The sequence below is a fragment of the Micromonospora sp. LOL_013 genome (assembly GCF_048060315.1).
GTDB lineage: Bacteria > Actinomycetota > Actinomycetes > Mycobacteriales > Micromonosporaceae > Micromonospora_E.
In genome coordinates, this window is the sequence record NZ_JBHMIQ010000011.1 from 27,699 (window position 1) to 48,318 (window position 20,620).

A 20,620-nucleotide genomic window follows, 5' to 3' on the forward strand; every position below is an offset into this window, starting at 1 on the left:
TCCAGCGTACGGGAGGCTGCGCTTGACTGAGCCGTCCGGTCGCCCCAGATGCGTCACAGATGCCTCGGAAGCACTCGGGCCCAGTATCGTGCTGACGGATTTCAGAGGCGGCGGATGACCAGCCCTGGCTTGACGTCCGAGGCAACCGACAGGTGCGCGATGTCCTCCGGGTCACTGGTGAAGACGATCCCGCCGCAGGCAAGCGCGATGGTGACCACGCTGGCATCGACCACGTCACGCGTACCGGCCTTCCCGCACAGCACCCCGGCCGATTTGGCCAGTTCCAGACCGACTGGCACGATCTCGCAGCTGCTCAGGAACCGTCCGAGCTGGACCTGACGGCGGGTGTCTCGCCAGGCATGGCCGACCACGACGGAAGGGACGAGCAGACGCCGCCCTTCCTCCACGGCCAGATGGTGTATCGCCCAGATCCGTCGGTCATTGCTGTCGATCGCCAGCAGCACCCCCGTGTCGTAGACGTGAGGGATGGTCACGCGGCCGCCCGACCGGGCGCGCGAAGCGCCTGGGCGTCGGCGGCAGCCATCTCCGCACGTGCCGCAGCGATCTCTTCTACGGCGAACGCACCGCGCTCGGCCTGCCAGTCGGCGACCAACCGCCGCCCGACCCGCCGCCGGAGCTCACTTTCCGCAGCGCTCGCCACCAGCCTCGACAAGGGGACGCCAACGTCGCGGGCAGCCTCGCCGAGCGCCTCGACCAGTTCCTCGGGGAGGGTCACAGTGATCTTCTTGGCCGCCATACGTACACCAATAGCGATATGGCAGCACCTGAGGCGAGTGCTGCCGCCCTCCCGGCCCGTTCGCCACCTGCGGACCGGGGCAGGATGGAGTGCATGGGCAGGGCGAACGAGCGGCGCACCGTACTGCGGATCGACGTCGGCGGTGGGTCGACCCGGCAGGTCCGTCGGATGGACACGATTTCCGGGGAGGAGCCGCTGGAGATCCGGGTCGGCCCCGCCGGCGCGGCGCGGCGTCCCCCGCTGGCCGTCACCATGCGTACGCCGGGAAACGACATCGACCTCGCGATCGGCTTCCTGCTGACCGAGGGTGTGATCGGGGCCGCCGAGGACGTGGTGACCGCCCAACTGTGCGCCGGCACCGACACACCGAACACGTACAACGTGGTCGACGTGACGCTCGCCGGGCACGTTCCGCCGCCGCAGACCGACCCGGCCCGCAACTTCTACACCACCAGCTCCTGCGGGGTGTGCGGCAAGGCGAGCATCGACGCCGTACGCACCCGGTCCCGGTTCGACGTGGCCGCCGACCAGGCGACGTTCAGCCCGCGGACCCTGGCCGGTTTGCCGGACCAGCTGCGCGCCGCCCAGCAGGGCTTCGACCGCACCGGTGGGCTGCACGCCGCCGGCCTGTTCACCGCCGACGGGCAGCTCCGGGTGGTACGCGAGGACGTCGGCCGGCACAACGCCGTCGACAAGCTGATCGGCTGGGCAGCCCGGGAGGACCTGCTGCCGCTGCGCGGTCATCTGCTGCTGGTCTCCGGGCGGGCCAGCTTCGAGCTCACCCAGAAGGCGTGGATGGCCGGCATCCCGGTGCTCGCGGCGATCTCCGCGCCGAGCAGTCTGGCGGTCGCCCTCGCCGAAGAAGCGGGGATGACCCTGGTCGGGTTCCTGCGCGGATCGACGATGAACGTCTACGCGGGCGCCGACCGCCTCACCGACTGAACCCGACGCTGGCGGTCGCCGTACGGCCCGCCGGACTCCGCGTGCCCAATAAGTTCACGTCTGTCGCCGGTTCTCCTGGATCCAGCGCTCGACGTCCGACTTCAGCCACACCGAACCCATTGCGAGGACCGCGACCGGGTCGGGAAAACCCTTGCGTCGAGGGATGGATCTGGCTGACCTGATACGTCATCGACCGCCACGGCAACGCCGCCGACCGGCGGGAGATCTTCGTCCAACGCCACGGACTCTACCGACTACCCCGGCGCGCAGAAACCTGACCATCGACCCAATCGATCAAGGGAGAAGAATGATCACCGAGATGATCCGTGACTGGTGGCTGCGGCGGCTCGACTGGCGCTTCGGCCGGTCGACGGCCTCCCAGCGGCTGCACCACCTGCGCCGCGAGGTGCGGCGACAGCGGCAGACGACGTCGGCCCGCCACCGCCGACTCGACGGCAACCGGGGACACCACTGGTCCACCGAGGCGACCGAACTGGTCCCACCCTGCGCCCGCGGATGACCTACAACCAGCAACTCGGCTACCAGGTCCTCGCGCACGGCTCTACCTGACCGGCTCACGCGCCGATGTGAGGCTGAGATACCTATCGACCAAGGGATTAGGTATCTCAGCCTCGCATCGGCAAACAACGCCGGGGTGCCTTCCCCCGCCCTGTGATCCGCAGGAGGCCCGGCGGGATGCGGGCGCGGCGACGGACCGAGTGGGGCCGTCGGGCGATCCGACTCGGGCAAGCCGCCGGGCACCCGGCCGGAAGGCCGAAGTATCCACGTAAGGCATCTGATGACCCACTGCCACGCGTTGGCGAAGTGCACAGCCTGAGCAAGGCCGGCTGGGCGTAGGGCGACCGCGCGGACAAGGGCGCGACCTCGTGAAGTGCGCCGCGTATCCCCGCAAGATTCCAGCGGTGTCTATGCTCGGCCCTGAACAGCGCAGACAGCCTCGGATCGGAGACGGGGACATGCAGGTCGCCGAAGTCTTGGATGTGCTCGAAGCACTGTTCCAGGCCAGCAAGCACCCGGACATCACCGACGTCCGTCGGTACGGGCAGGACACCGAGCCCGGCGGCAATTCGCCAGCCGGGGTACGGGTCTACTACTCGACGGGATCGACCGGCATGCTGTGGGCGGCCGTCGGCAAGCCCACACCGACACCGGCGTCGTTGCCGGCCGAGTTGCCCGCACCTCGCGAGCGGGCGCGTCGCACGCTCGCGTTCGCCGTACAACTGCTGGACTTCGCCCGCCCCGAAGAGTTCACCTCGTGGGAGCCGTGCGCCTTCACCGGGGTGCACATGTCCCCGGCCGGTGTGAAGATCACCTGCCGGGACGGCGGCGCCGTCTTCCTCCGGGCGACCGCCACCACCGGGCCGGGCGGCATCGCGGGTGAGCCGAACGAGGACCCGCACCCGGACTACCAGATTCCGGAAGGAGTCCGTTCATGGCGTCAGGAGGTAGGTGCTCGGTCTGCGGTCAGCAGGTGACCACCGCCCCAGGCCAGCCCACACCGCCGGACCAGAGCCCGGCAAGCCGGACCAGATGTGCCGGATCGGGGCAGCCTACGTCCTGACACCGGCGCGACCGCGGAAGACCCCGGGGCGAGCCCGGGGTCTTCCGCGTCATGCCCGCGCGGAGCGGGTTCACGGGCGGCGTCGGCCAGCGGGGCGGGCCCGGTCGAGCCGCTCGCCGTCGGGTCGACGGCGCGCGCGGGTGTCCGACCGGCCCTTACGCCCGTTGCGGTCTGGCTTGGGCCACGGACCCAGCGCCGCCGGTGGGATGCCGCGGACCAGCACGTCGTCCATCAGTTTGGCCATCGAGTAGCCGGGTTCGACGTCGAGTGCCCGGTCGAGGGCGACCCGGGCCAGGGCTCCGTTGCCGGCCCGCCAGGCGGCGAAGGCCAGCAGGCTGGCCGGCCCGGCGGCGAGCTCCGGCTCGGCCCGGCGGGCGATGTCCTGCCAGAAGGTGACCTGCCACAGCTCGTCGGTGACCCGCTCCCAGGCGTAGTCGCGCACCTCCAGGTCGGTCAGCAGCAGACTGAGCCAGGCGATGTCCTCGTCGGTCGGGGCGATGCCCCGGCCCTGCCGTTCCAGCAGCATCCGTACCGTCTTCTCTCCGGCCCGGCGCAGGGTGCGGGCACCGAGCAGGTCGGCCGGCGGAGCGTGGTCGACCAGCGCGGAGCGGCGGGTCCGGGCGCGTTCGGTGGCGGCCCGCATCGCCGCCCGGGCCGGGCCGGTGACCGGTTCCACCTGGCGGCGCAGCGCGGCCCGGTCGGGCAGGGCGACCTGCCCGGCGACGGTGGCCGCGACCGCGACCGGGTTGATCTCAGCGTCAAAACGGTGGCCCTCCGGCGGGCAGCAGGTCGGATCGTCGCAGAAGGAGGACCAGTAGCGACCGTCGGCCACCCGCAGCGCGTCGAGCAGTACGGTGCCCTGTCTGCGCAGCGCGTCGGTGGTGTCCCGCAGGACCGGGTCGACGGTGTCGGCCGGACCGTAGCCAAGCACGACGGCGGCGCTGACCTGCTGACGATCGACGATAGAGGTCAGCTGGGCGGTTGCCGCCGCGCGGACGTCGGCCGGGACCGTGGCGTCGGGCAGGTCGGCGCGGGCGGCGATGACGACCGTGTGGTCGCGCATCCCGACCACCACCACGCTGTCGGCGGGGTGGAAGCCGATCAGGTAGGGCACGGCGGCGATCAGGTCGGCCGGCTCGCGGACGGTGAGCGCGGCGCCCTGGACCGTCCCGGCAGCCGGATCAGCAGCAGGGTCGGCGGCCGGGTCGGGAACGGAATCGGGGGTGGGTACCGGTTCGGTAGGTGTCATGCCGGAGACTGTCGCGCCGGACGGTGACCGGAAGTGGCCGTCCCGACCCGACCTGTGGACGACACGCCGGGTTATCCACAGGCACGCAGAGTAGTTTCCCTGGTGGCGGCGTTTCTGCTCACCACCGGTTGCGCCACCGAGCTGGACGGCGGGTGGCGCGGGTTACCGTGCCGCCATGGATCTGGCGTACCTGCGGGCCCACCCGGAGCACCTGCCGACCTTCCTCACCCATCAGCGGATCCGGGAGACACCGGTCTCCGGCGGGTCGATCTGCGCGGCGAGCCGGCTCACCCTCGACGACGGCAACTCGGTGTTCGCCAAGTCCTGGCCGGAGCGGTCCGCCAGGCCGCTGCCGGACGGCCTGTTCGCCGCCGAGGCGGCCGGGTTGCGTTGGCTGGCCGCCGCCGGCGGGGCACCGGTGCCGGAGGTGCTGGTGGCGCTGCCGCAGCTGCTGGCCCTGGAGTGGGTCGAGCCGGGCGAGCCGGACGTGGCCGCTGCCGAGCGGTTCGGCCGGGAGCTGACAATCACCCATCGGGCCGGCGCGGCCGGGTTCGGGGCGGACTGGCCGGGGTTCGTCGGCGCGCTGCCACAGGACAACGAACTGGTGACCGACCGGCCCTGGTCGGCCTGGTTCGGACAGTGCAGGCTGCTGCCGTACCTGCGGATGTCGGTCGACAACGGCGCGCTCACCGCCGCCGAGACCGGCCTGGTCGAGCAGGTGGTCGACAGCATCGACGGGTACGGCGGCGACGAGCCGCCCGCTCGGATCCACGGCGACCTGTGGCCCGGCAACCTGCTCTGGGGCGCGGACGGGCGCTGCCGGCTGGTCGACCCGGCGGCGCACGGCGGGCACCGGGAGACCGACCTGGCGCAGCTGGCGCTGTTCGGCGGCGCCCCGTACCTGGACCGGATCCTCGACGCCTACCAGGAGCAGTGGCCGCTGGCCGACGGGTGGGCGGCCCGGGTGCCGGTGCACCAGCTGCATCTGCTGCTGGTGCACACCGCCCTGTTCGGGGCGGCGTACCGCCCGGCCGTCGCGGACGCGGCACGCGCCGCGCTGCGATCCTGACGCACCGCCGCCCTGCGATCCTGACGCACCGGCGCGCTACGGTCGGCGCATGGCATCGAGCGCACGGCCCGTCGACGGCCGGCTCACCGATCGGTACGGGCGGGTCGCCACCGACCTTCGGGTGTCCCTGACCGACCGGTGCAACCTGCGCTGCTCCTACTGCATGCCGCCGGAGGGTCTGCCCTGGCTGCCCGGCCCGGACATCCTGACCGACGACGAGGTGACCCGGCTGATCGGAGTCGCGGTGCGTCAGCTCGGGGTGACCGAGGTGCGGTTCACCGGCGGCGAGCCGCTGCTGCGCCCCGGGCTGACCGGGATCGTCGCCGCCGCGGCGGCGCTGCGGCCCCGGCCGGTGCTGTCGCTGACCACCAACGGGATCGGGCTGGACCGGTTGGCGCCCGGCCTGCAGGCCGCCGGCCTGGACCGGGTGAACGTGTCGTTGGACACCCTCGACCCGCAGCGGTTCGCCCAGTTGGCGCACCGCCGGCGGCTACCGGACGTGCTCGCCGGGCTGGCCGGCGCGGCGGCGGCCGGGCTGACCCCGGTCAAGATCAACGCGGTGCTGCTGCGCGGGGTCAACGACGACGAGGCCCCGGCGCTGCTGCGGTACGCCCTGAGCCACGGCTACGAACTGCGCTTCATCGAGCAGATGCCGCTGGACGCGCAGCAGTCCTGGGACCGCGACCGGATGGTCACCGCCGCCGAGATCCTCGACCGGCTGCGGGTCGAGTTCACCCTGCTGCCGGATCCCGCCGAACGGGGTGCCGCACCGGCCGAGACCTGGCTGGTGGCCGGCGCCGAGCGGTCGGACGGCAGCCCGGCCAAGGTCGGGGTGATCGGCACGGTGACCCGGCCGTTCTGCGGTGACTGCGACCGGACCCGGCTCACCGCCGACGGGCAGGTACGCGACTGTCTGTTCGCCCGAAAGGAGTCGGACCTGCGTGGCGCGTTGCGGTCCGGGGCCGACGACGACGAGTTGGCGCAGCGGTGGCGACGGGCGATGGCCGGGAAGTTGGCCGGGCACGGCATCGACGATCCGACGTTCCTGCAGCCGGCCCGCCCGATGTCAGCGATCGGCGGCTGACCGTGGGCGACCCGACACGGGATGAAGCCGAGCAATCGGTGACGGTGCGTTACTTCGCCGGGGCGCGGGCGGCGGCCGGGCGGACCGCCGAGTCCGTTCCGGCCGGGCTGGACCGGGCCGGGCTGGTGGCCGAGCTGACCGGTCGGCACGGCGACCGGCTGGGTCGGGTGCTGGCGGTGGCGAGTTTCCTGGTCGACGGCGTCGTCTGGCATGATCGTCACACACTGTTGCCGGCCGGTGCCACGGTCGACGTGCTGCCACCGTTCGCCGGCGGCTGAGGAGGGCCGCGTCCGTGCTCGCCGTACTCGGGTTCGTCGCAACGCTGACCCTGATCACCGGCCTGATCCACTGCTACCTCTGGTGGCGGCTGGTCCGGGACACCACCCGGCCGGGGCGGTGGCGACGGGCCGGCACGCTGCTGGCCGTCGGGTTGGCGGTCCTGGTGCCGGTGACCATGGTGAGCACCCGGTCCGCCGGGATGTCCTGGCTGGCCTGGCCCGGCTACGTCTGGCTGGCGGTGATGTTCTACCTGCTGGTCGTCCTGCTGGTGCTGGAGCCGCCGATGCTGGTGGCCCGGCTGGCCGGCCGGGCCCGCAGCCGCCAGCCGAGCAGAGTGGCCACGGTGCCGGTGACCGTACCGGCCGAGACGTCCGCCCCACCGCCGGCCGAGCTGCCCGGCGGCCGGCCGGCCGACGATTCGGTGCCGGACCCCGGCCGGCGACTGCTGCTCGCCCGCGGTGCCGCCATCTTCGCCGGGCTGACCGCGACCGGCGTCACCGGCTACGGCATCCGGACGGCGCTCGGCCCGCCCCGGCTGGACCGGGTGCAGGTGCCGATCGCCCGGCTGCCCCGGGCCATGGACGGCCTGCGCATCGCCACTGTCTCGGACATCCACATCGGTCCGCTGACCGGGCCGGGGCACACCGCCCGGATCGTCGAGCTGATCAACAGCCTGGACGCCGATCTGGTCGCGGTCGTCGGCGACCTGGTCGACGGCACCGTCACCGAGCTCGGCGGCACCGCCGCCCCGCTGGCCGACCTGCGTGCCCGCTACGGCAGCTTCTTCGTCACCGGCAACCACGAGTACTACTCCGGCGCCGAGGAATGGGTCGCCGAGGTGGACCGGCTCGGCCTCCGGGTGCTGGTCAACGAACGCCGGGAGATCGTCACCCCGGGCGGGGTGCTCGACCTGGCCGGGGTGAACGATCCGACCGCGGAGACCGCGCGGCCGGCCGGGCAGATTGCCGAGGGGTCCGGGCCGCTGGCCGGCCCGGACTACGACCGGGCGCTCGGCGACCGGGACCCGGACCGTCCGGTGGTGCTGCTCGCCCACCAGCCGGTGCAGGCCCACGAAGCCGCCCGCTACGGCGTCGACCTGCAACTGTCCGGGCACACCCACGGCGGTCAGATCGCCCCGTTCAACCTGGCGGTACGGCTGGTGCAACCGGTCGTGTCCGGCCTCGCCACGGTCGACGGCACCCAGGTCTACGTCACCAACGGCGCCGGGTTCTGGGGTCCGCCGGTGCGGGTCGGCGCGCCGCCACAGGTCTCCCTGGTCGAGCTGCGCAGCGAATAGGAGCGCAACGGGTCAGCCGGCGGCGAGTGAGAGTCACGTCTCGCGGGTTTCCGCGCGTGGCGACACGCCGGGCGGCCCGGTCACGTGACAGGATGCGGCGTGCCCCCGTACCGCGCCGTGCCCTCTCCCGGCTCCGCCACGGGACCCGGGCCCTTCATCGCCGACCTGCACATCCACTCCCGGTACTCGCGTGCCTGCAGCCGGGACCTGAACATGTCGAACCTGGCCTGGTGGGCCCGGCGCAAGGGCGTCAGCCTGCTCGGTACCGGAGACTTCACCCATCCGGCGTGGTTCGAGCATCTGCGTGAGTCGCTGCGCCCGGCCGAGCCGGGCCTGTACCGGCTCAGCCCGGAGGCCGAACGGGACGTCGCCCGCCGGCTGCCGCCCCGGCTGGCCAGCGCGGCCGAGACCAACCCGGTGCGGTACATGCTGAGCGTCGAGATCTCGACGATCTACAAGCGTGGGGACCGGACCCGTAAGGTGCACCATCTGATCTACCTGCCGGATCTGGACGCGGTGGCCCGGTTCAACACGGCGCTGGGCCGGATCGGCAACCTCGGCTCCGACGGCCGGCCGATCCTCGGGCTGGACTCCCGCGACCTGCTGGAAATCACCCTGGAGGCGAGCGCGGACGGCTATCTGGTGCCGGCGCACATCTGGACGCCGTGGTTCTCCGCGCTCGGCTCCAAGTCCGGCTTCGACGCGATCGCCGACTGCTACGCCGACCTGGCCGGGCACATCTTCGCCGTCGAGACCGGGCTGTCGTCGGATCCGGCGATGAACTGGCGGGTGTCCAGCCTCGACGGCTACCAACTGGTGTCGAACTCCGACGCGCATTCGCCGCCGGCGCTGGCCCGGGAGGCCACTGTGCTGGACAGCGCGCTGGACTACTACGCGGTACGTGAGGCGCTGCGCACCGGCGACGGGCTGGTCGGCACCATCGAGTTCTTCCCCGAGGAGGGCAAGTACCACGCCGACGGGCACCGCAACTGCGGCGTCAACTGGGCTCCGGAGCAGACCCGGCAGGCCGCCGGTCGCTGCCCGCAGTGCGGAAAACCGCTCACCGTCGGGGTGCTCAGCCGGGTCGAGGATCTCGCCGACCGGCCCGACGGGCACCGGCCGGCCAACGCCAAGCAGGTCACCCACCTGGTGGCGCTGCCGGAAATCGTCGGCGAGATCAACCAGGTTGGTGCCCGGTCGAAGACCGTCGAGGGCCAGGTGGTCAACCTGGTCGCCGTGCTCGGCCCCGAACTGGACATCCTGACCAAGGTGCCGGTGGACGACATCCGGCGGGCCGGCGGCGAACTGCTCGGTGAGGCGATCGCCCGGCTGCGTCGCGGCGAAGTCCGCCGGGTGCCGGGCTACGACGGCGAGTACGGGGTGATTACCCTGTTCGCGCCCGGTGAGCTGGCCACCGGTGGTGGTGCCGGTCAGCCGGAGGCGCTGTTCGACCTACCCGTGCCGGCGCAGCGCCCGGCCGACGGGCCGATGGCCGCCGACGAACCGGCACCAACCGGTGCCCGACGCGGCGGACAGTCCAGGGCCGGGGCCGGCCGGTCCAAGGCCGGGGCCGGCCGGTCCGGTTCCGGTGGGCGGCCGACGCGGCCGGGCCGGGCTGGGCGGTCCGGGCAGGAGCCGGCGGCACCGCCGATCCCGCCGCCACCGACGCCGTCGCCGCACGAGCCGTTCGAGCCGATGCTGGCCGGCATGGAGGAGGTCGGCACCGGGCTGCTGGACCGACTCGACGCGATGCAGCGGGTCGCCGCGTCCGCGCCGGGCGGGCCGCTGCTGATCGTCGCCGGGCCGGGTACCGGCAAGACCCGGACGCTGACCCACCGGATCGCGTACCTGTGCGCCGAGCTGAACGTCTTCCCGGAGCGCTGCCTGGCGATCACCTTCACCCGCCGGGCCGCCGAGGAGCTTCGCCACCGGCTCGACGGACTACTCGGCCCGGTTGCCGAGGACGTCACCGTGGCCACCTTCCACTCGCTGGGGTTGACGATCCTGCGGGAGAACCCGAAGGCGGCCGGGTTGCCGGCGACGTTGCGCATCGCCGACGACACCGAGCGGGAGCGGGCCCGCGCCGAGGCCGGCGAGGACGATGCCACGTACGTAAAGCTGCTGCGCGCGGCCGGCCTGGTCGATCTGGACGAGCTGGTCACCCTGCCGCTGCGGCTGCTGCGCGAGGACCAGAAGCTGGTGGCCCGCTACCGGGACCGCTGGCGGTGGATCTTCGTCGACGAGTACCAGGACGTCGACGCCGACCAGTACGAGCTGCTGCGGCTACTCAGCCCGGCGGACGGCAACCTGTGCGCGATCGGCGACCCCGACCAGGCAATCTACTCGTTCCGGGGGGCAGACGTCCGCTACTTCCTGCGCTTCTCCGAGGACTTCGTCGACGCCCGGCTGGTCCGGCTGGCCCGCAACTACCGGTCAGCGGCCCCGATCCTGGCCGCCGCGGTGCAGGCCATCGCGCCCAGTTCGCTGGTCCGCGGCCGGCGGCTGGAGCCGGCCCGGCTGGATCCGCAGGCGCCGTTGATCGGGCTCTACCCGGCTGGCACGGCCGCCGACGAGGCGACGTTCGTGGTGCGTACGGTCGACGAACTGGTCGGCGGGATCTCGCACCGCTCGTTGGATTCCGGGCGGATCGACGGGCACACGTCGTCGGTGTCGTTCTCCGACATCGCCGTGCTGTACCGCACCGACGCGCAGTCCGGCCCGATCGTGGACGCACTGACCCGGGCCGGTGTCCCGGTGCAGAAGCGGTCGCACAACCGGCTGCGGGACCGGCCGGGGGTGACGGCGATCGCCCGCGAGCTACGGCACGCCGGTGGTGGGCTGGACGGTTCGCTGGCCGCCCGGGTCCGGCTCGCTGGGCAGGTGCTGGCCGACCGGCTCACCACGCCGACGCTGGACGTGCCGGCCGGTCCGCAGCTGTCGCCGGCGGACATCTGGTCCGCGGCGGAGCTGCTCACCCCGCTGGCCCGCCGCTGCGGCGACGACCTGCCGATGCTGCTGTCCCAGTTGGAGACCGGCGCCGAGGTGGACGCGCTGGACCCACGGGCCGAAGCGGTGACCCTGCTCACCCTGCACGCGGCGAAGGGCCTGGAGTTTCCGGTGGTCTTCCTGGTCGGCTGTGAGGACGGCCTGCTACCGCTGCGCTTCCCCGGTACTACGCCGACCGACGACGACGTCGCCGAGGAGCGGCGGCTGTTCTTCGTCGGCCTGACCCGGGCCCAGGACCGGCTCTACCTCTCGCACGCCCGCCGCCGGGTCCGGCACGGCAGCGAGCGGGAGACCCGGCCGACGCCGTTCCTGGACGCGATCGACGCAGGGCTGTTCGACCGGCTCGGCGACGAAGGACCGCGCCGTCCCAAGGACCGCCAGCTGCGCCTGCTGTAGGGGCTGGTCGGACCGCCGCCGGCCCGGTCACTCGCAACTGCCGGACCTGGTGCGTCGTCCGGCCATCCGGTGGTTGGCCGGCGGTTGGCGCGCTTCGGGGAGGTGAGCTGCTGGGGTGCTCACGCTACGGTGACGTTTGTCATCGCCGACCCGAGCGGACAGCCGGGGCCGGAACCGCCGCGCAGGAGGACAGGAAATGTCGCAATACGGACCGCCCGGCGGGCCGTACCCGGGTGAGCAGCCAGACCGGTGGCCCGAGCATCGGCAGCCGTCGGAGCCGTACCGGGAGCCGTCCGATCCCTGGGGCGGGCCGCCCGGTCCCTGGGGTGACGCGCCTACCGAGGCACCGGGCCAGCAGTGGCCCGGCGGTGCGCAGCCGGACTGGTCGACCGGGCAGCCTCCGCCCGCCGGTCCCGACTGGCAGGGGTACGGGCAGCACACATCGGCCGGCGACCAGAACTGGCAGTCGCCGAACCAACCGGCCCAGGGCTGGACCGGGGCCGACGATCAGGCGTGGCAGCAGCCGGGCGGGGGCCAGGCGTGGCAGCAGCCGGGCGGGGGCCAGCAGCCGTACTCCGACGGCAGCCAGCAGCACCCGGCCGCCACACCAGCGTGGGAGCCGGCGGCGGAGCCACGCCGGTCCGGGCGCGGTGGGCTGAGCGGCGGGCTACTCGCCGTGTTGATCGGTCTGACGGTGCTGCTCTGCGGGGGCGGCGCGGCCGGCATCTACGTTCTGACCCGCGACGAGACGCCGGACACCGGGGTGGAGTTGACGGCACCGACTACCGAGCCGGACGAGGCGCCGTCCACGGCCCCGTCGGAGCAGCCCGAGCCGACGGCCGAGATCGACCAGCCGAGCCCCACTCCGACGCCGACCTCGTCAAACGACGCCCGGTTCGTCGATGTAGGGCAGTGTGTCCGCAACGAGGCCGAGGCGGAGGAGGAGACGCCGGTCCTGACGATCACGGATTGTGACTCCGGCGCGTACGAAGTACTCGCCCGCTTCGATGGTGTGACCGACGGCGAAGAGGACGCCAAGACGAAGTGCGCGGACGTCGAGGGCTACACCAACTGGTATTTCTTCAACAGTCAGCTCGACGCCCTGGATTTCGTGCTCTGTCTCAGGCAGCGGTGAACTGACCGGTGAGGCTGCCGCTGGATGGCAGCCGTTGGTTACCGTTCCGGTAGCACAGTTGATCCGCTGGACCCCTGCCCGGCGGGTGAGGTTCGTGCCAGGCGGGCAGCGTTCCGCCTGATCCAGCGACGACGCTAGGGAGATCATGTCCAGCTACGGTCCGCCGGGCTACCCCGGTCCGGGACAGCCCGACGACCCCGCCGGTCAGTCCGGTTACCCGCCTCCGGGCTCCGCTTACCCGCCTCCGGGCTCCGCTTACCCGCCTCCGGGTTCCGGTGCCCCTGATCCGACCACGCCCTACTCCTCGCCGTACCAGCCCGGCGGCTACCCACCGCCGACTTCCGGTGGCGGCGCCTACCCACCACCGCCGACCTCGGGTGGCGGTGGCTACCCGCCACCGCCCGGATCGGGTGGTGGCTTCCCACCGCCACCGCCGCCGGGTTGGGGTCCGCCGCCCGGGGTGCCCGGTGCCCCACCGCCGAAGAAGTCACGCACCGGGCTCATCATCGGGCTGGTGATCGGCGCGGTGGTGTTGCTGCTGCTGCTCTGCGGCTGCGGTGTGATCGGGTTGTTCGCGTTGGCCGACAGCGGCACCTCGACCGCCAGCGAGGAATTGCCGACGGTCGACGTTTCGACCGGCACGCCCGACGATCAGCAGGGCGAGGACTCCAGTTCGCTGCCGCCGCCCGACAGCGGTCTCGACCTGGTCGTGGTCGGCGACTGTGTGGTCAACGACGGTTCCGACGAGGACGCGGTGCTGCGCAAGGTTGCCTGCGATCCGGGCACCTTCGAGGTGCTGGCCCGCATTCCGCTGACCACCGACACGGAACGCTGTGACGATCCGATTTTCGGCCACCCGGACACCGACACCACCTACACGCACGACACCGGTGAGCAGCTGCTCAACTACGTGCTCTGCATGAAGGAGCTCTGACCGGGAACCGCTATCGACCGATGACTAGGGCTCTCTAGCTGTCACGCTAGAGAGCCCTAGTCATTGCTCGACGGTCCGACAGGGGCTCGGCGGGCAGCTCGGCCGAGGTGTCGGCGGACGTCGGCCGACACGATCGGGACCTATACCCGGTTCTAGCCCAAACGCTAGACGGCCCGATACGGTGCCAGCCATGGATCCGATCCGGAATCCGTACGCCCCCGGCGCCGGCCAACGTCCGCCCGAGCTGGCCGGCCGCGGCCGCGAGCTGGACGTCTTCGACGTGATCCTGGAACGCATCGCCCGGGGCCGCCCGGAGCGCAGCCTGATGCTCACCGGCCTGCGCGGGGTGGGCAAGACCGTCCTGCTCAACGCGCTCCGGTCGCAGGCCATCGCGCGGCTCTGGGGCACCGGCAAGATCGAGGCCCGGCCGGACCAGTCGCTGCGCCGCCCGGTTGCCGCCGCACTACACATGGCGGTACGCGAGCTCGCGCCCCGGCACCGGGCACCCGAGCGGATCGACGACTTTCTCGGCGTACTGAAGGCCTTCGCGATGCGTGCGAACCCGCCGGCCGCCGGCGGACGTGGCAACGCCCGGCCTCGGCTGCGCGACCGCTGGCAGCCGGGCATCGACGTGCCGGCGGCGACCGGGCGGGCCGACTCCGGCGACATCGAGATCGACCTCGTGGAGCTGTTCACCGACGCCGCCGCGGTGGCCACCGACGTCGGCACCGGGATCGCGCTGTTCATCGACGAGATGCAGGACGTCGACGCGACCGACGTCTCCGCGCTCTGTGCGGCCTGTCACGAGTTGTCGCAGCTCGGCGGGCCGCTGATCGTCGTCGGAGCCGGGCTGCCGCACCTGCCTGCGGTGCTCTCCGCCGCCAAGTCCTACTCCGAACGGCTGTTCCGCTACCAGCGGATCGACCGGTTGGACCGGGTCGCCGCCGACCAGGCGCTCACCGCGCCGGCCGCCCGCGAGCAGGTCGAGTACGAGGCGAAGGCGCTCGACCTGCTCTACGACAAGTCCGGCGGATACCCGTACTTCGTACAGGCCTACGGCAAGGCCACCTGGGACCATGCTCCGCGCTCGCCGATCACCGCCGCCGACGTGCGGGTTGCCGCGCCGGAGGCGGAAGCGGAACTCGCGGTCGGGTTCTTCGGGTCCCGGTTCGAACGGGCCACCCCGGCGGAGCGCGAGTACATGCGGGCGATGGCCGTGCTCGCCTCGGCGACCCCGGGGGACGGCCCGGCACCGGCCGTCGAGGGATACCACGACGAAACGAGCGATGGACCACTGGACCCGGCGGCGACGGCGGACATCGACCCGGCGGTGCCGACCGCCGAGATCGCCCGATCCCTCGGCCGGAAACCGGCCAGCTTGTCCCCGGCCCGGGATGCCCTGATCAAAAAGGGGCTGATCTACTCAGGCGAGCGCGGCACGGTCGCGTTCACCGTGCCGCACTTCGGCCGGTACCTGCGCACCCAACCCGGTTGACCACGCCCGGTGCGGCCCGGCAACCTTGCCGCGATGCGACAGCTCACCGGTTTGCCGGGTAACAGACCGCCCGACCGGGTATGACAGGGAGCATGAGACCCGTACGCACCACTGCCCGCGCTCTGCTCAGCGGCATCTTCATCGTCAGCGGCGCCCGTGCGGTGGCCAGCCCCGCGCAGTACGCCGACCGGGCGAAGACGGTCACCGACCGGGTCGCTCCGATGATCGAACGGGCCACGCCCCGACTGCCGACCGACACCGAGAGTCTGGTCCGGCTGCACGGTGCCACCCAGCTCGCCGGTGGCCTGCTGTTAGCGACCGGTCGGCTGACCCGGCCAGCCGCAGCGGTGCTAGCGGCCTCGCTGGTGCCCACCACGGTGGCCGGTCATCCATTCTGGTCGGCGACGGAACCGACCGAACGACAACTCCATCAGGTGCACTTTTTCAAGAATCTGGGCCTTTTGGGCGGGCTGCTGCTCGCTGCTGCGGATACTGAGGGTCGGCCGGGTCTACGCTGGCGGACCAGCCGGGCCGTCCGGCAGAGCCAGCGCTCGGTGCGGCGGAGCCGACGGTCGGTGCGGCGTGCGGTGCACTCTGCGCGGCGGGACGCCCGGATCGCGGTCCGGTCCGCCGCCACCGCCCGGCGACTGCCCGGCTGATCTGTAGATCCGGCCGAACGGCGACCCGAACGATGGGCGGTAGATATCGGACTTCAGTGTGCAGTGGGCACCGAAGACCACGAAAGAGATAGAAGACAGCACACAGCGTTAACGTGGTGGAAATGTCGCGAACTAGTGTGGGATCGGACACGGTAGGGTAACGCGCCCGCCGCCGGACGCCGCTGCGTTCTAGGCTCGGACGGGCACTGAGCAGACTCTGCATTCAACGACCGGGGGTGGGTAGATCATGGTGGCGGACGTCCGATCCCGGGTCCGTCGTCTCGCCCCACTGGGTCGACGTCGTCCGGCGCCGCTGAGCCGCCTGGTTCGCGACGTCGAGCGCGGCACGCTCGTGCGCCTCGGCCTCGTCGCGCTGGCCTGCTACGCCGCCTGGTACGCGATCGGCATGTTCGGCCGGCCGTACAACTTTTTCGACATGCGCATCTACCACGGCGCGATCACGTGGTGGGCCAACGGCGGCGACCTGTACGCATTCATCGCACCGGAAACCACCCTGGGCTTCACCTATCCACCATTCGCCGGCCTCACCATGCTGCCGATGGCGGTGGTTCCGATGATCACCGCCGGCTGGCTCAACGTCGCATTCGGTATCGCCGCCCTCACCGTCGTGCTGGCGGTGCTACTCGGCCCGATCGCCGACCGCTGCGGCTGGCCGCGCTGGTTCACCGTCGGTCTCGCGGTGCCCCTCGCCGTGGCCATCGAACCGTCCCGGGAAACCCTCGGTTACGGGCAGGTCAATCTGCTACTGTTCGGCCTGATCATCGCCGACCTGGTCGCGTTGCGCTGGCGTGCCGCGCCCACGCCGCACCGGCTGGGCACCGGCGGCCCACTGCGCCGAATCTTCTTCAGCGGCATCTGGGCCGGCGTCGGCATCGGCTTGGCCAGCTCGATCAAGCTGACTCCCGCCCTGTTCATCGTCTACCTGCTGATCACCAAGCAGTGGCGGGCGGCCACCACCGCGATCGGCACCGCCGCCGCGGTCACCGTCGGCGCGATGATCGTCGCCGCCGACGAGTCGGCCGCCTACTTCACCTCGGTGCTGTGGGACACCGGCCGGGTCGGGGTGTCGGACATGACCCCGAACCAGTCGCTGGCCGGCCTGCTGGCCCGGCTCTACGACTCGATGGAGACCCCCGGCCTGCTCTGGATCTCGTTCGCCCTGCTGCTGCTGGCGCTTGGGCTGTCCCGGGCCGCGCACGCCCACGCGGACGGCGACGAGTTGACCGCATTCACCCTGATCGGCCTCACCGCCAACGTGATCAGCCCGATCAGCTGGTCGCACCACCTGGTCTTCGTGATCCCGGCGATCATCGTGCTGGCCGACGCGGCGCTGCGGCGACGCAGCGCCAGCAAGGGGCTGATCTCGCGGCGCACCTACCCGCCCACTGGTGCCGGCATCAGCGGCGTGGCCGGGCTACGGACCCCGATCTGGTTCCCCGCCCTCACCGGGATGCGGCACGCCACCGCTGCCATCGCGCTCTACCTGCTCTTCCTGGTGTCGCCGATCTGGCCGTACGAGCACCAGTTGCCGCAGGTCTCGCACTACCATGACGGCCTGTTCGGCGTACTGATGGAGAACTCACTCGCCCTGGCGCTGATCGCGCTCGTCGCGGCGCTGCCCTGGCGGCCCGGAGCCGAGCCGGCGTTCTACACCGACCCGCGACCGCAGATCCGGCACCGCCAGCCGGCTGCTCCGACCGGCACCGGGCAGCCCGACGCCCGAACCTCCGGTCAGGTCAGGGGCAGTTGACCCACTCCTCGGTGCCGTCGGCGAAAATCTGCCGCTTCCAGATCGGCAGCCGGGCCTTCGCCTCGTCGACGAGGCGGGCGCAGGCGGCGAAGGCCGCCGCCCGGTGCGCGGTGCTGACCGCCGCCACCAGGGCCACCTCACCGATGGCAAGCGGCCCCAGCCGGTGCGACACGGCGACGGCGTGCACCGCCGGATCGGCGGCCACCTCGTCGGCGACCTCCCGCAGCACGTCCTCGGCGCTGGGATGGCCCTCGTAGTCCAGGCTGAGCACCGACCGGCCGTGGTCGTGGTCGCGGACCACGCCCTGAAAGGACAGCACCGCGCCGGCCCGTGGGTCGGCGACCGCCGCCTCGTGGGCGGCCAGGTCGAGCGGTTGCGAGGTCACTGACACCAGAACGACAGGTCGGGTGGTCGGGACGGTCACGGCAGACGCTCCCCGGGCAGCAGTGGCAACGGTACGACGGGCACCTCGTCGTCGGGGCGGCCGTCGCCGCCCGGCGGGATCACGGCGAAGCCGGCGGCGGCGGCCAGCCCGCGCAGCATCGCCGACCCGACGTGCCGCAGCGGGTACGCGGCACGGTTCACCGAATCGATCCGCACCAGGGCGAGGTGGGTGAAATCACCACGGCCCGGCACCTCCGCCCCCAGCCGGTGCCGGGGCAGGGTCGGCAGCGGCCTGCCCTGCAACCCGGCGAGCAGCGGCGCGACCAGTGACACCAGGGCGACGATCGCGGACTGCGGGTTGCCGGGCAGCCCGGCGACGAACCGGTCCCGCCCGTCGGCACCGGTCACCCGGGCGACCAGCATCGGGAACCCGGGTCGGACCGCGACCGTGTTGACCACGTACTCGGCACCGAGCTCGGCCAGCGCCGGATGCAGGTGGTCCACCGGACCGTGCATGGTGCCGCCCGTGGTGCAGACCAGATCGGCGCCGGCCAGCGCCGACCGCAGCCCGTCGACGTGTGCGGCGAGGGTGTCGGCGACCGGCCCGGTCACCTCCTCGGCAGGCAGTTCGCAGCCGTACCGGCGCAGCCACCCGGGCACCGCCGGGCCGAGCGCGTCGCGCACCCGACCGGCGCCGGGTGGCCCGGTGTTCAGCAGTTCGTCGCCGAAGACCAGCAGGCCGGCCCGGATCCGCTGATACACCGGCAGGTCGTCGTAGCCGCAGGAGGCGGCGAGACCGATCACCCCGGGGTCGACCGGCGTACCGGCCGCCAGCAGTTCCTCGCCAGCCGACGCCTCCTCGCCGGGCGAGCGCCACTCCGGCTGCGGCCGCGGCTCGCCGCGTACCAACCCGGTGTCGTCTCGCGTCGACTCCTCGACCCGCAGCACACTGGTGGCCCCGGCGGGGACCATCGCGCCGGTGGCGATCTGCACCGCGGTGCCGTCGTCGGACAACTCCGGCGGCACTCCGCCGGCCAGCACCCGGCCCACCACCCGCCACGGGGCACCGCCGCGCACCGCCCAGCCGTCGACACTGGCGGTACGGAAGGCCGGCAGGTCGGTCAGGGCGGTCAGCGGCGCGGCGAGGGTGGTCCCGTCGGCCTGCGGCAACGGCAGCCGGACCGGCGGGCGGCGCGCGGCCCGGCCGGCGGCGTGCACCAGGGCGCGGGCCTGCCCCCAGTCGACGGGTGGGTGCCCGGCGGCCGGGGCGGCCCTGCCGGTCGTCGGTTCGGCGCTCACCGACCGAGCCTATCCGCCGGCCAGGTGTGCGGCCGGGGTGCGGTGGTGTCAGGCGCGGGGGTGGTCGCCGCCGGCCAGTTGGTCGAGCGCGTGGCGCAGGATCGGCCCGAGCACAGCCAGTCCGTCGCGGGCACCGCCGGTGGAGCCGGGCAGGTTGACGATCAACGTACGACCGGCCACCCCGGCGATGCCCCGGGACAGCGCAGCGGTCGGCACCGCCGACCGGCTGACCGCCCGGATCGCCTCGGCGATCCCCGGGATCTCGTAGTCGAGCACCGAGCGGGTCGCCTCCGGGGTGCGGTCGGTAGGGGTGATCCCGGTACCGCCGCTGGTGACGACCAGCTGGACCCCGTCGGCGACCGCCCGGCGCAGCGCCTGCGTGACCGGTTCGCCGTCGGCGACGACCAACGGGTCGTCGACCCGGCAGCCGAGGTCACGCAGGCCGGACACCAGCAGCGGACCGCTGGTGTCGGAGTAGACGCCGGCGGCGGCGCGGTTGGAGGCGACCACCACCCGGGCGTACGGGCTCACGACCGGTCCGCCGGACGGTGCCAGTCGCCGGTCTTGCCGCCTTCCTTGGACAGCACCCGGACGTCGTCCAGCGACGCAGCCGGGTCGACCGCCTTGATCATGTCGATCAGGGTCAGCCCGGCGGTGGCGACCGAGGTGAGGGCCTCCATCTCGACCCCGGTCCGGTCAGCGGTCCGCACCGTGGCGGTGATCTCGATGGAGTCTGCGGTCAGCGCCAGGTCGACGACCACACCGTGCAGCGCGATCGGATGGCACAGCGGGACCAGGTCGGGGGTGCGCTTGGCACCCATGATGCCGGCGATCCGGGCGACGGCCAGTGCGTCGCCCTTGGGCAGACCGTCGCGGCGCAGCAACTCGACGACCTCGCCGGTGGTACGCAGTCGTCCCGCTGCCACGGCGCGGCGGACGGTCGGCGGCTTGGCGGTGACGTCGACCATCCGCGCAGCGCCCGTTTCATCGACATGGGTCAGGTTCGGCACCTCGGTCACCTGAACGAGCCTATCGGGCAAACCAGTCGGCCCTGGCTCGACCGCCACGGTTGGCGGCAGAGTTGGCATCAGGCCGGCCGTACCGGCGACCTGCCGGCCCGGATGTCACCTTCCGCTTCTCCACCGACCCGCACTTCTCGGATCACCTTCGCGGATACCCACTACAGCCCCCAAATCGTGCACGCCTAAGGAATTCATAAGGTTATGAACGAACTGTTCGAATGCATTCCGTCGGCGATCAATAACCAAGGGTGACGAACCGC

At 72.3% G+C, this 20,620-nt stretch carries 20 protein-coding genes; 13 read left to right on the forward strand and 7 right to left on the reverse strand.

Annotation, left to right across the window (positions count from 1 at the left end):
• Window positions 1-101: 101 nt before the first annotated feature.
• Together ACFHWS_RS09390 and ACFHWS_RS09395 are read right to left on the reverse strand one after the other, a co-directional pair.
• On the reverse strand, window positions 102-464 hold the full coding sequence (locus tag ACFHWS_RS09390; RefSeq protein ID WP_416568028.1) for a type II toxin-antitoxin system VapC family toxin: 363 nt from the start codon (window positions 462-464) through the stop codon (window positions 102-104).
• 26 nt (window positions 465-490) lie between these two features.
• Complete coding sequence (locus tag ACFHWS_RS09395; protein ID WP_416568029.1) at window positions 491-757, reverse strand: ribbon-helix-helix domain-containing protein; 267 nt, start codon at window positions 755-757, stop codon at window positions 491-493.
• Window positions 758-850: 93 nt separating this feature from the next.
• Here ACFHWS_RS09395 and fdhD point away from each other — a divergent pair, with 93 nt between their 5' ends.
• The 3 genes from fdhD to ACFHWS_RS09410 all read left to right on the forward strand — a co-directional run bounded on the left by fdhD (window position 851) and on the right by ACFHWS_RS09410 (window position 3,195).
• On the forward strand, window positions 851-1,699 hold the full coding sequence (gene fdhD, locus ACFHWS_RS09400) for a formate dehydrogenase accessory sulfurtransferase FdhD (RefSeq protein ID WP_416550841.1): 849 nt from the start codon (window positions 851-853) through the stop codon (window positions 1,697-1,699).
• Between the two features lie 307 nt (window positions 1,700-2,006).
• Window positions 2,007-2,219, forward strand: coding sequence for a hypothetical protein (locus ACFHWS_RS09405; protein WP_416550842.1), 213 nt, complete (start codon window positions 2,007-2,009; stop codon window positions 2,217-2,219).
• A gap of 457 nt (window positions 2,220-2,676) precedes the next feature.
• Window positions 2,677-3,195 carry a hypothetical protein gene (locus ACFHWS_RS09410; RefSeq protein WP_416568030.1) on the forward strand — a complete coding sequence of 173 codons (519 nt, stop codon included), beginning with the start codon at window positions 2,677-2,679 and terminating at the stop codon, window positions 3,193-3,195.
• A 156-nt stretch (window positions 3,196-3,351) separates the two neighbouring features.
• Here the strand turns inward: ACFHWS_RS09410 and ACFHWS_RS09415 are convergent, their stop codons facing one another.
• The gene (locus tag ACFHWS_RS09415) at window positions 3,352-4,530 is read right to left on the reverse strand and encodes a DUF4192 domain-containing protein (protein ID WP_416550844.1); all 1,179 of its coding nucleotides are present in this window, start codon (window positions 4,528-4,530) and stop codon (window positions 3,352-3,354) included.
• A 175-nt stretch (window positions 4,531-4,705) separates the two neighbouring features.
• Between ACFHWS_RS09415 and ACFHWS_RS09420 the strand changes: the two genes are divergently transcribed.
• The 10 genes from ACFHWS_RS09420 (at window position 4,706) to ACFHWS_RS09465 (ending at window position 17,655) form a co-directional block, all read left to right on the forward strand.
• Window positions 4,706-5,599 (forward strand): fructosamine kinase family protein, encoded by an 894-nt coding sequence (locus tag ACFHWS_RS09420; RefSeq protein WP_416568031.1) that lies wholly within the window; start codon window positions 4,706-4,708, stop codon window positions 5,597-5,599.
• Window positions 5,600-5,648: 49 nt separating this feature from the next.
• A complete protein-coding gene (gene moaA / locus ACFHWS_RS09425) occupies window positions 5,649-6,683 on the forward strand; it encodes a GTP 3',8-cyclase MoaA (RefSeq protein ID WP_416550846.1) in 1,035 nt (344 codons plus the stop codon).
• Between the two features lie 38 nt (window positions 6,684-6,721).
• Window positions 6,722-6,961 (forward strand): MoaD/ThiS family protein, encoded by a 240-nt coding sequence (locus ACFHWS_RS09430; protein ID WP_416568032.1) that lies wholly within the window; start codon window positions 6,722-6,724, stop codon window positions 6,959-6,961.
• Between the two features lie 14 nt (window positions 6,962-6,975).
• The gene (locus ACFHWS_RS09435; RefSeq protein WP_416568033.1) at window positions 6,976-8,259 is read left to right on the forward strand and encodes a metallophosphoesterase; all 1,284 of its coding nucleotides are present in this window, start codon (window positions 6,976-6,978) and stop codon (window positions 8,257-8,259) included.
• Between the two features lie 99 nt (window positions 8,260-8,358).
• Entirely contained in the window at window positions 8,359-11,661 is a 3,303-nt protein-coding gene (locus ACFHWS_RS09440) for a UvrD-helicase domain-containing protein (protein WP_416568034.1), read from the forward strand.
• A gap of 196 nt (window positions 11,662-11,857) precedes the next feature.
• Window positions 11,858-12,796 carry an LppU/SCO3897 family protein gene (locus tag ACFHWS_RS09445; RefSeq protein ID WP_416550849.1) on the forward strand — a complete coding sequence of 313 codons (939 nt, stop codon included), beginning with the start codon at window positions 11,858-11,860 and terminating at the stop codon, window positions 12,794-12,796.
• 145 nt (window positions 12,797-12,941) lie between these two features.
• Window positions 12,942-13,730, forward strand: coding sequence for an LppU/SCO3897 family protein (locus tag ACFHWS_RS09450; RefSeq protein ID WP_416550850.1), 789 nt, complete (start codon window positions 12,942-12,944; stop codon window positions 13,728-13,730).
• A gap of 190 nt (window positions 13,731-13,920) precedes the next feature.
• Complete coding sequence (locus ACFHWS_RS09455; RefSeq protein WP_416550851.1) at window positions 13,921-15,225, forward strand: ATP-binding protein; 1,305 nt, start codon at window positions 13,921-13,923, stop codon at window positions 15,223-15,225.
• 92 nt (window positions 15,226-15,317) lie between these two features.
• Window positions 15,318-15,884 carry a DoxX family membrane protein gene (locus tag ACFHWS_RS09460; protein WP_416550852.1) on the forward strand — a complete coding sequence of 189 codons (567 nt, stop codon included), beginning with the start codon at window positions 15,318-15,320 and terminating at the stop codon, window positions 15,882-15,884.
• Between the two features lie 247 nt (window positions 15,885-16,131).
• On the forward strand, window positions 16,132-17,655 hold the full coding sequence (locus ACFHWS_RS09465) for a glycosyltransferase 87 family protein (RefSeq protein ID WP_416550853.1): 1,524 nt from the start codon (window positions 16,132-16,134) through the stop codon (window positions 17,653-17,655).
• Here the strand turns inward: ACFHWS_RS09465 and ACFHWS_RS09470 are convergent.
• Genes ACFHWS_RS09470 through moaC form a run of 4 tightly spaced genes read right to left on the reverse strand, consistent with a single transcriptional unit; the run spans window position 17,642 to window position 20,357 of the window.
• A complete protein-coding gene (locus ACFHWS_RS09470) occupies window positions 17,642-18,049 on the reverse strand; it encodes a molybdenum cofactor biosynthesis protein MoaE (protein ID WP_416568059.1) in 408 nt (135 codons plus the stop codon). The genes ACFHWS_RS09465 and ACFHWS_RS09470 overlap by 14 nt on opposite strands.
• A gap of 26 nt (window positions 18,050-18,075) precedes the next feature.
• Window positions 18,076-19,338: a molybdopterin molybdotransferase MoeA gene (locus ACFHWS_RS09475; protein ID WP_416550854.1), complete on the reverse strand. Its 1,263-nt coding sequence runs from the start codon at window positions 19,336-19,338 to the stop codon at window positions 18,076-18,078.
• A 48-nt stretch (window positions 19,339-19,386) separates the two neighbouring features.
• Entirely contained in the window at window positions 19,387-19,893 is a 507-nt protein-coding gene (locus ACFHWS_RS09480; protein ID WP_416551096.1) for a MogA/MoaB family molybdenum cofactor biosynthesis protein, read from the reverse strand.
• Window positions 19,866-20,357, reverse strand: coding sequence for a cyclic pyranopterin monophosphate synthase MoaC (gene moaC / locus ACFHWS_RS09485; protein ID WP_416550855.1), 492 nt, complete (start codon window positions 20,355-20,357; stop codon window positions 19,866-19,868). Before moaC ends, ACFHWS_RS09480 begins: the two co-directional genes overlap by 28 nt.
• Window positions 20,358-20,620: the final 263 nt, after the last annotated feature.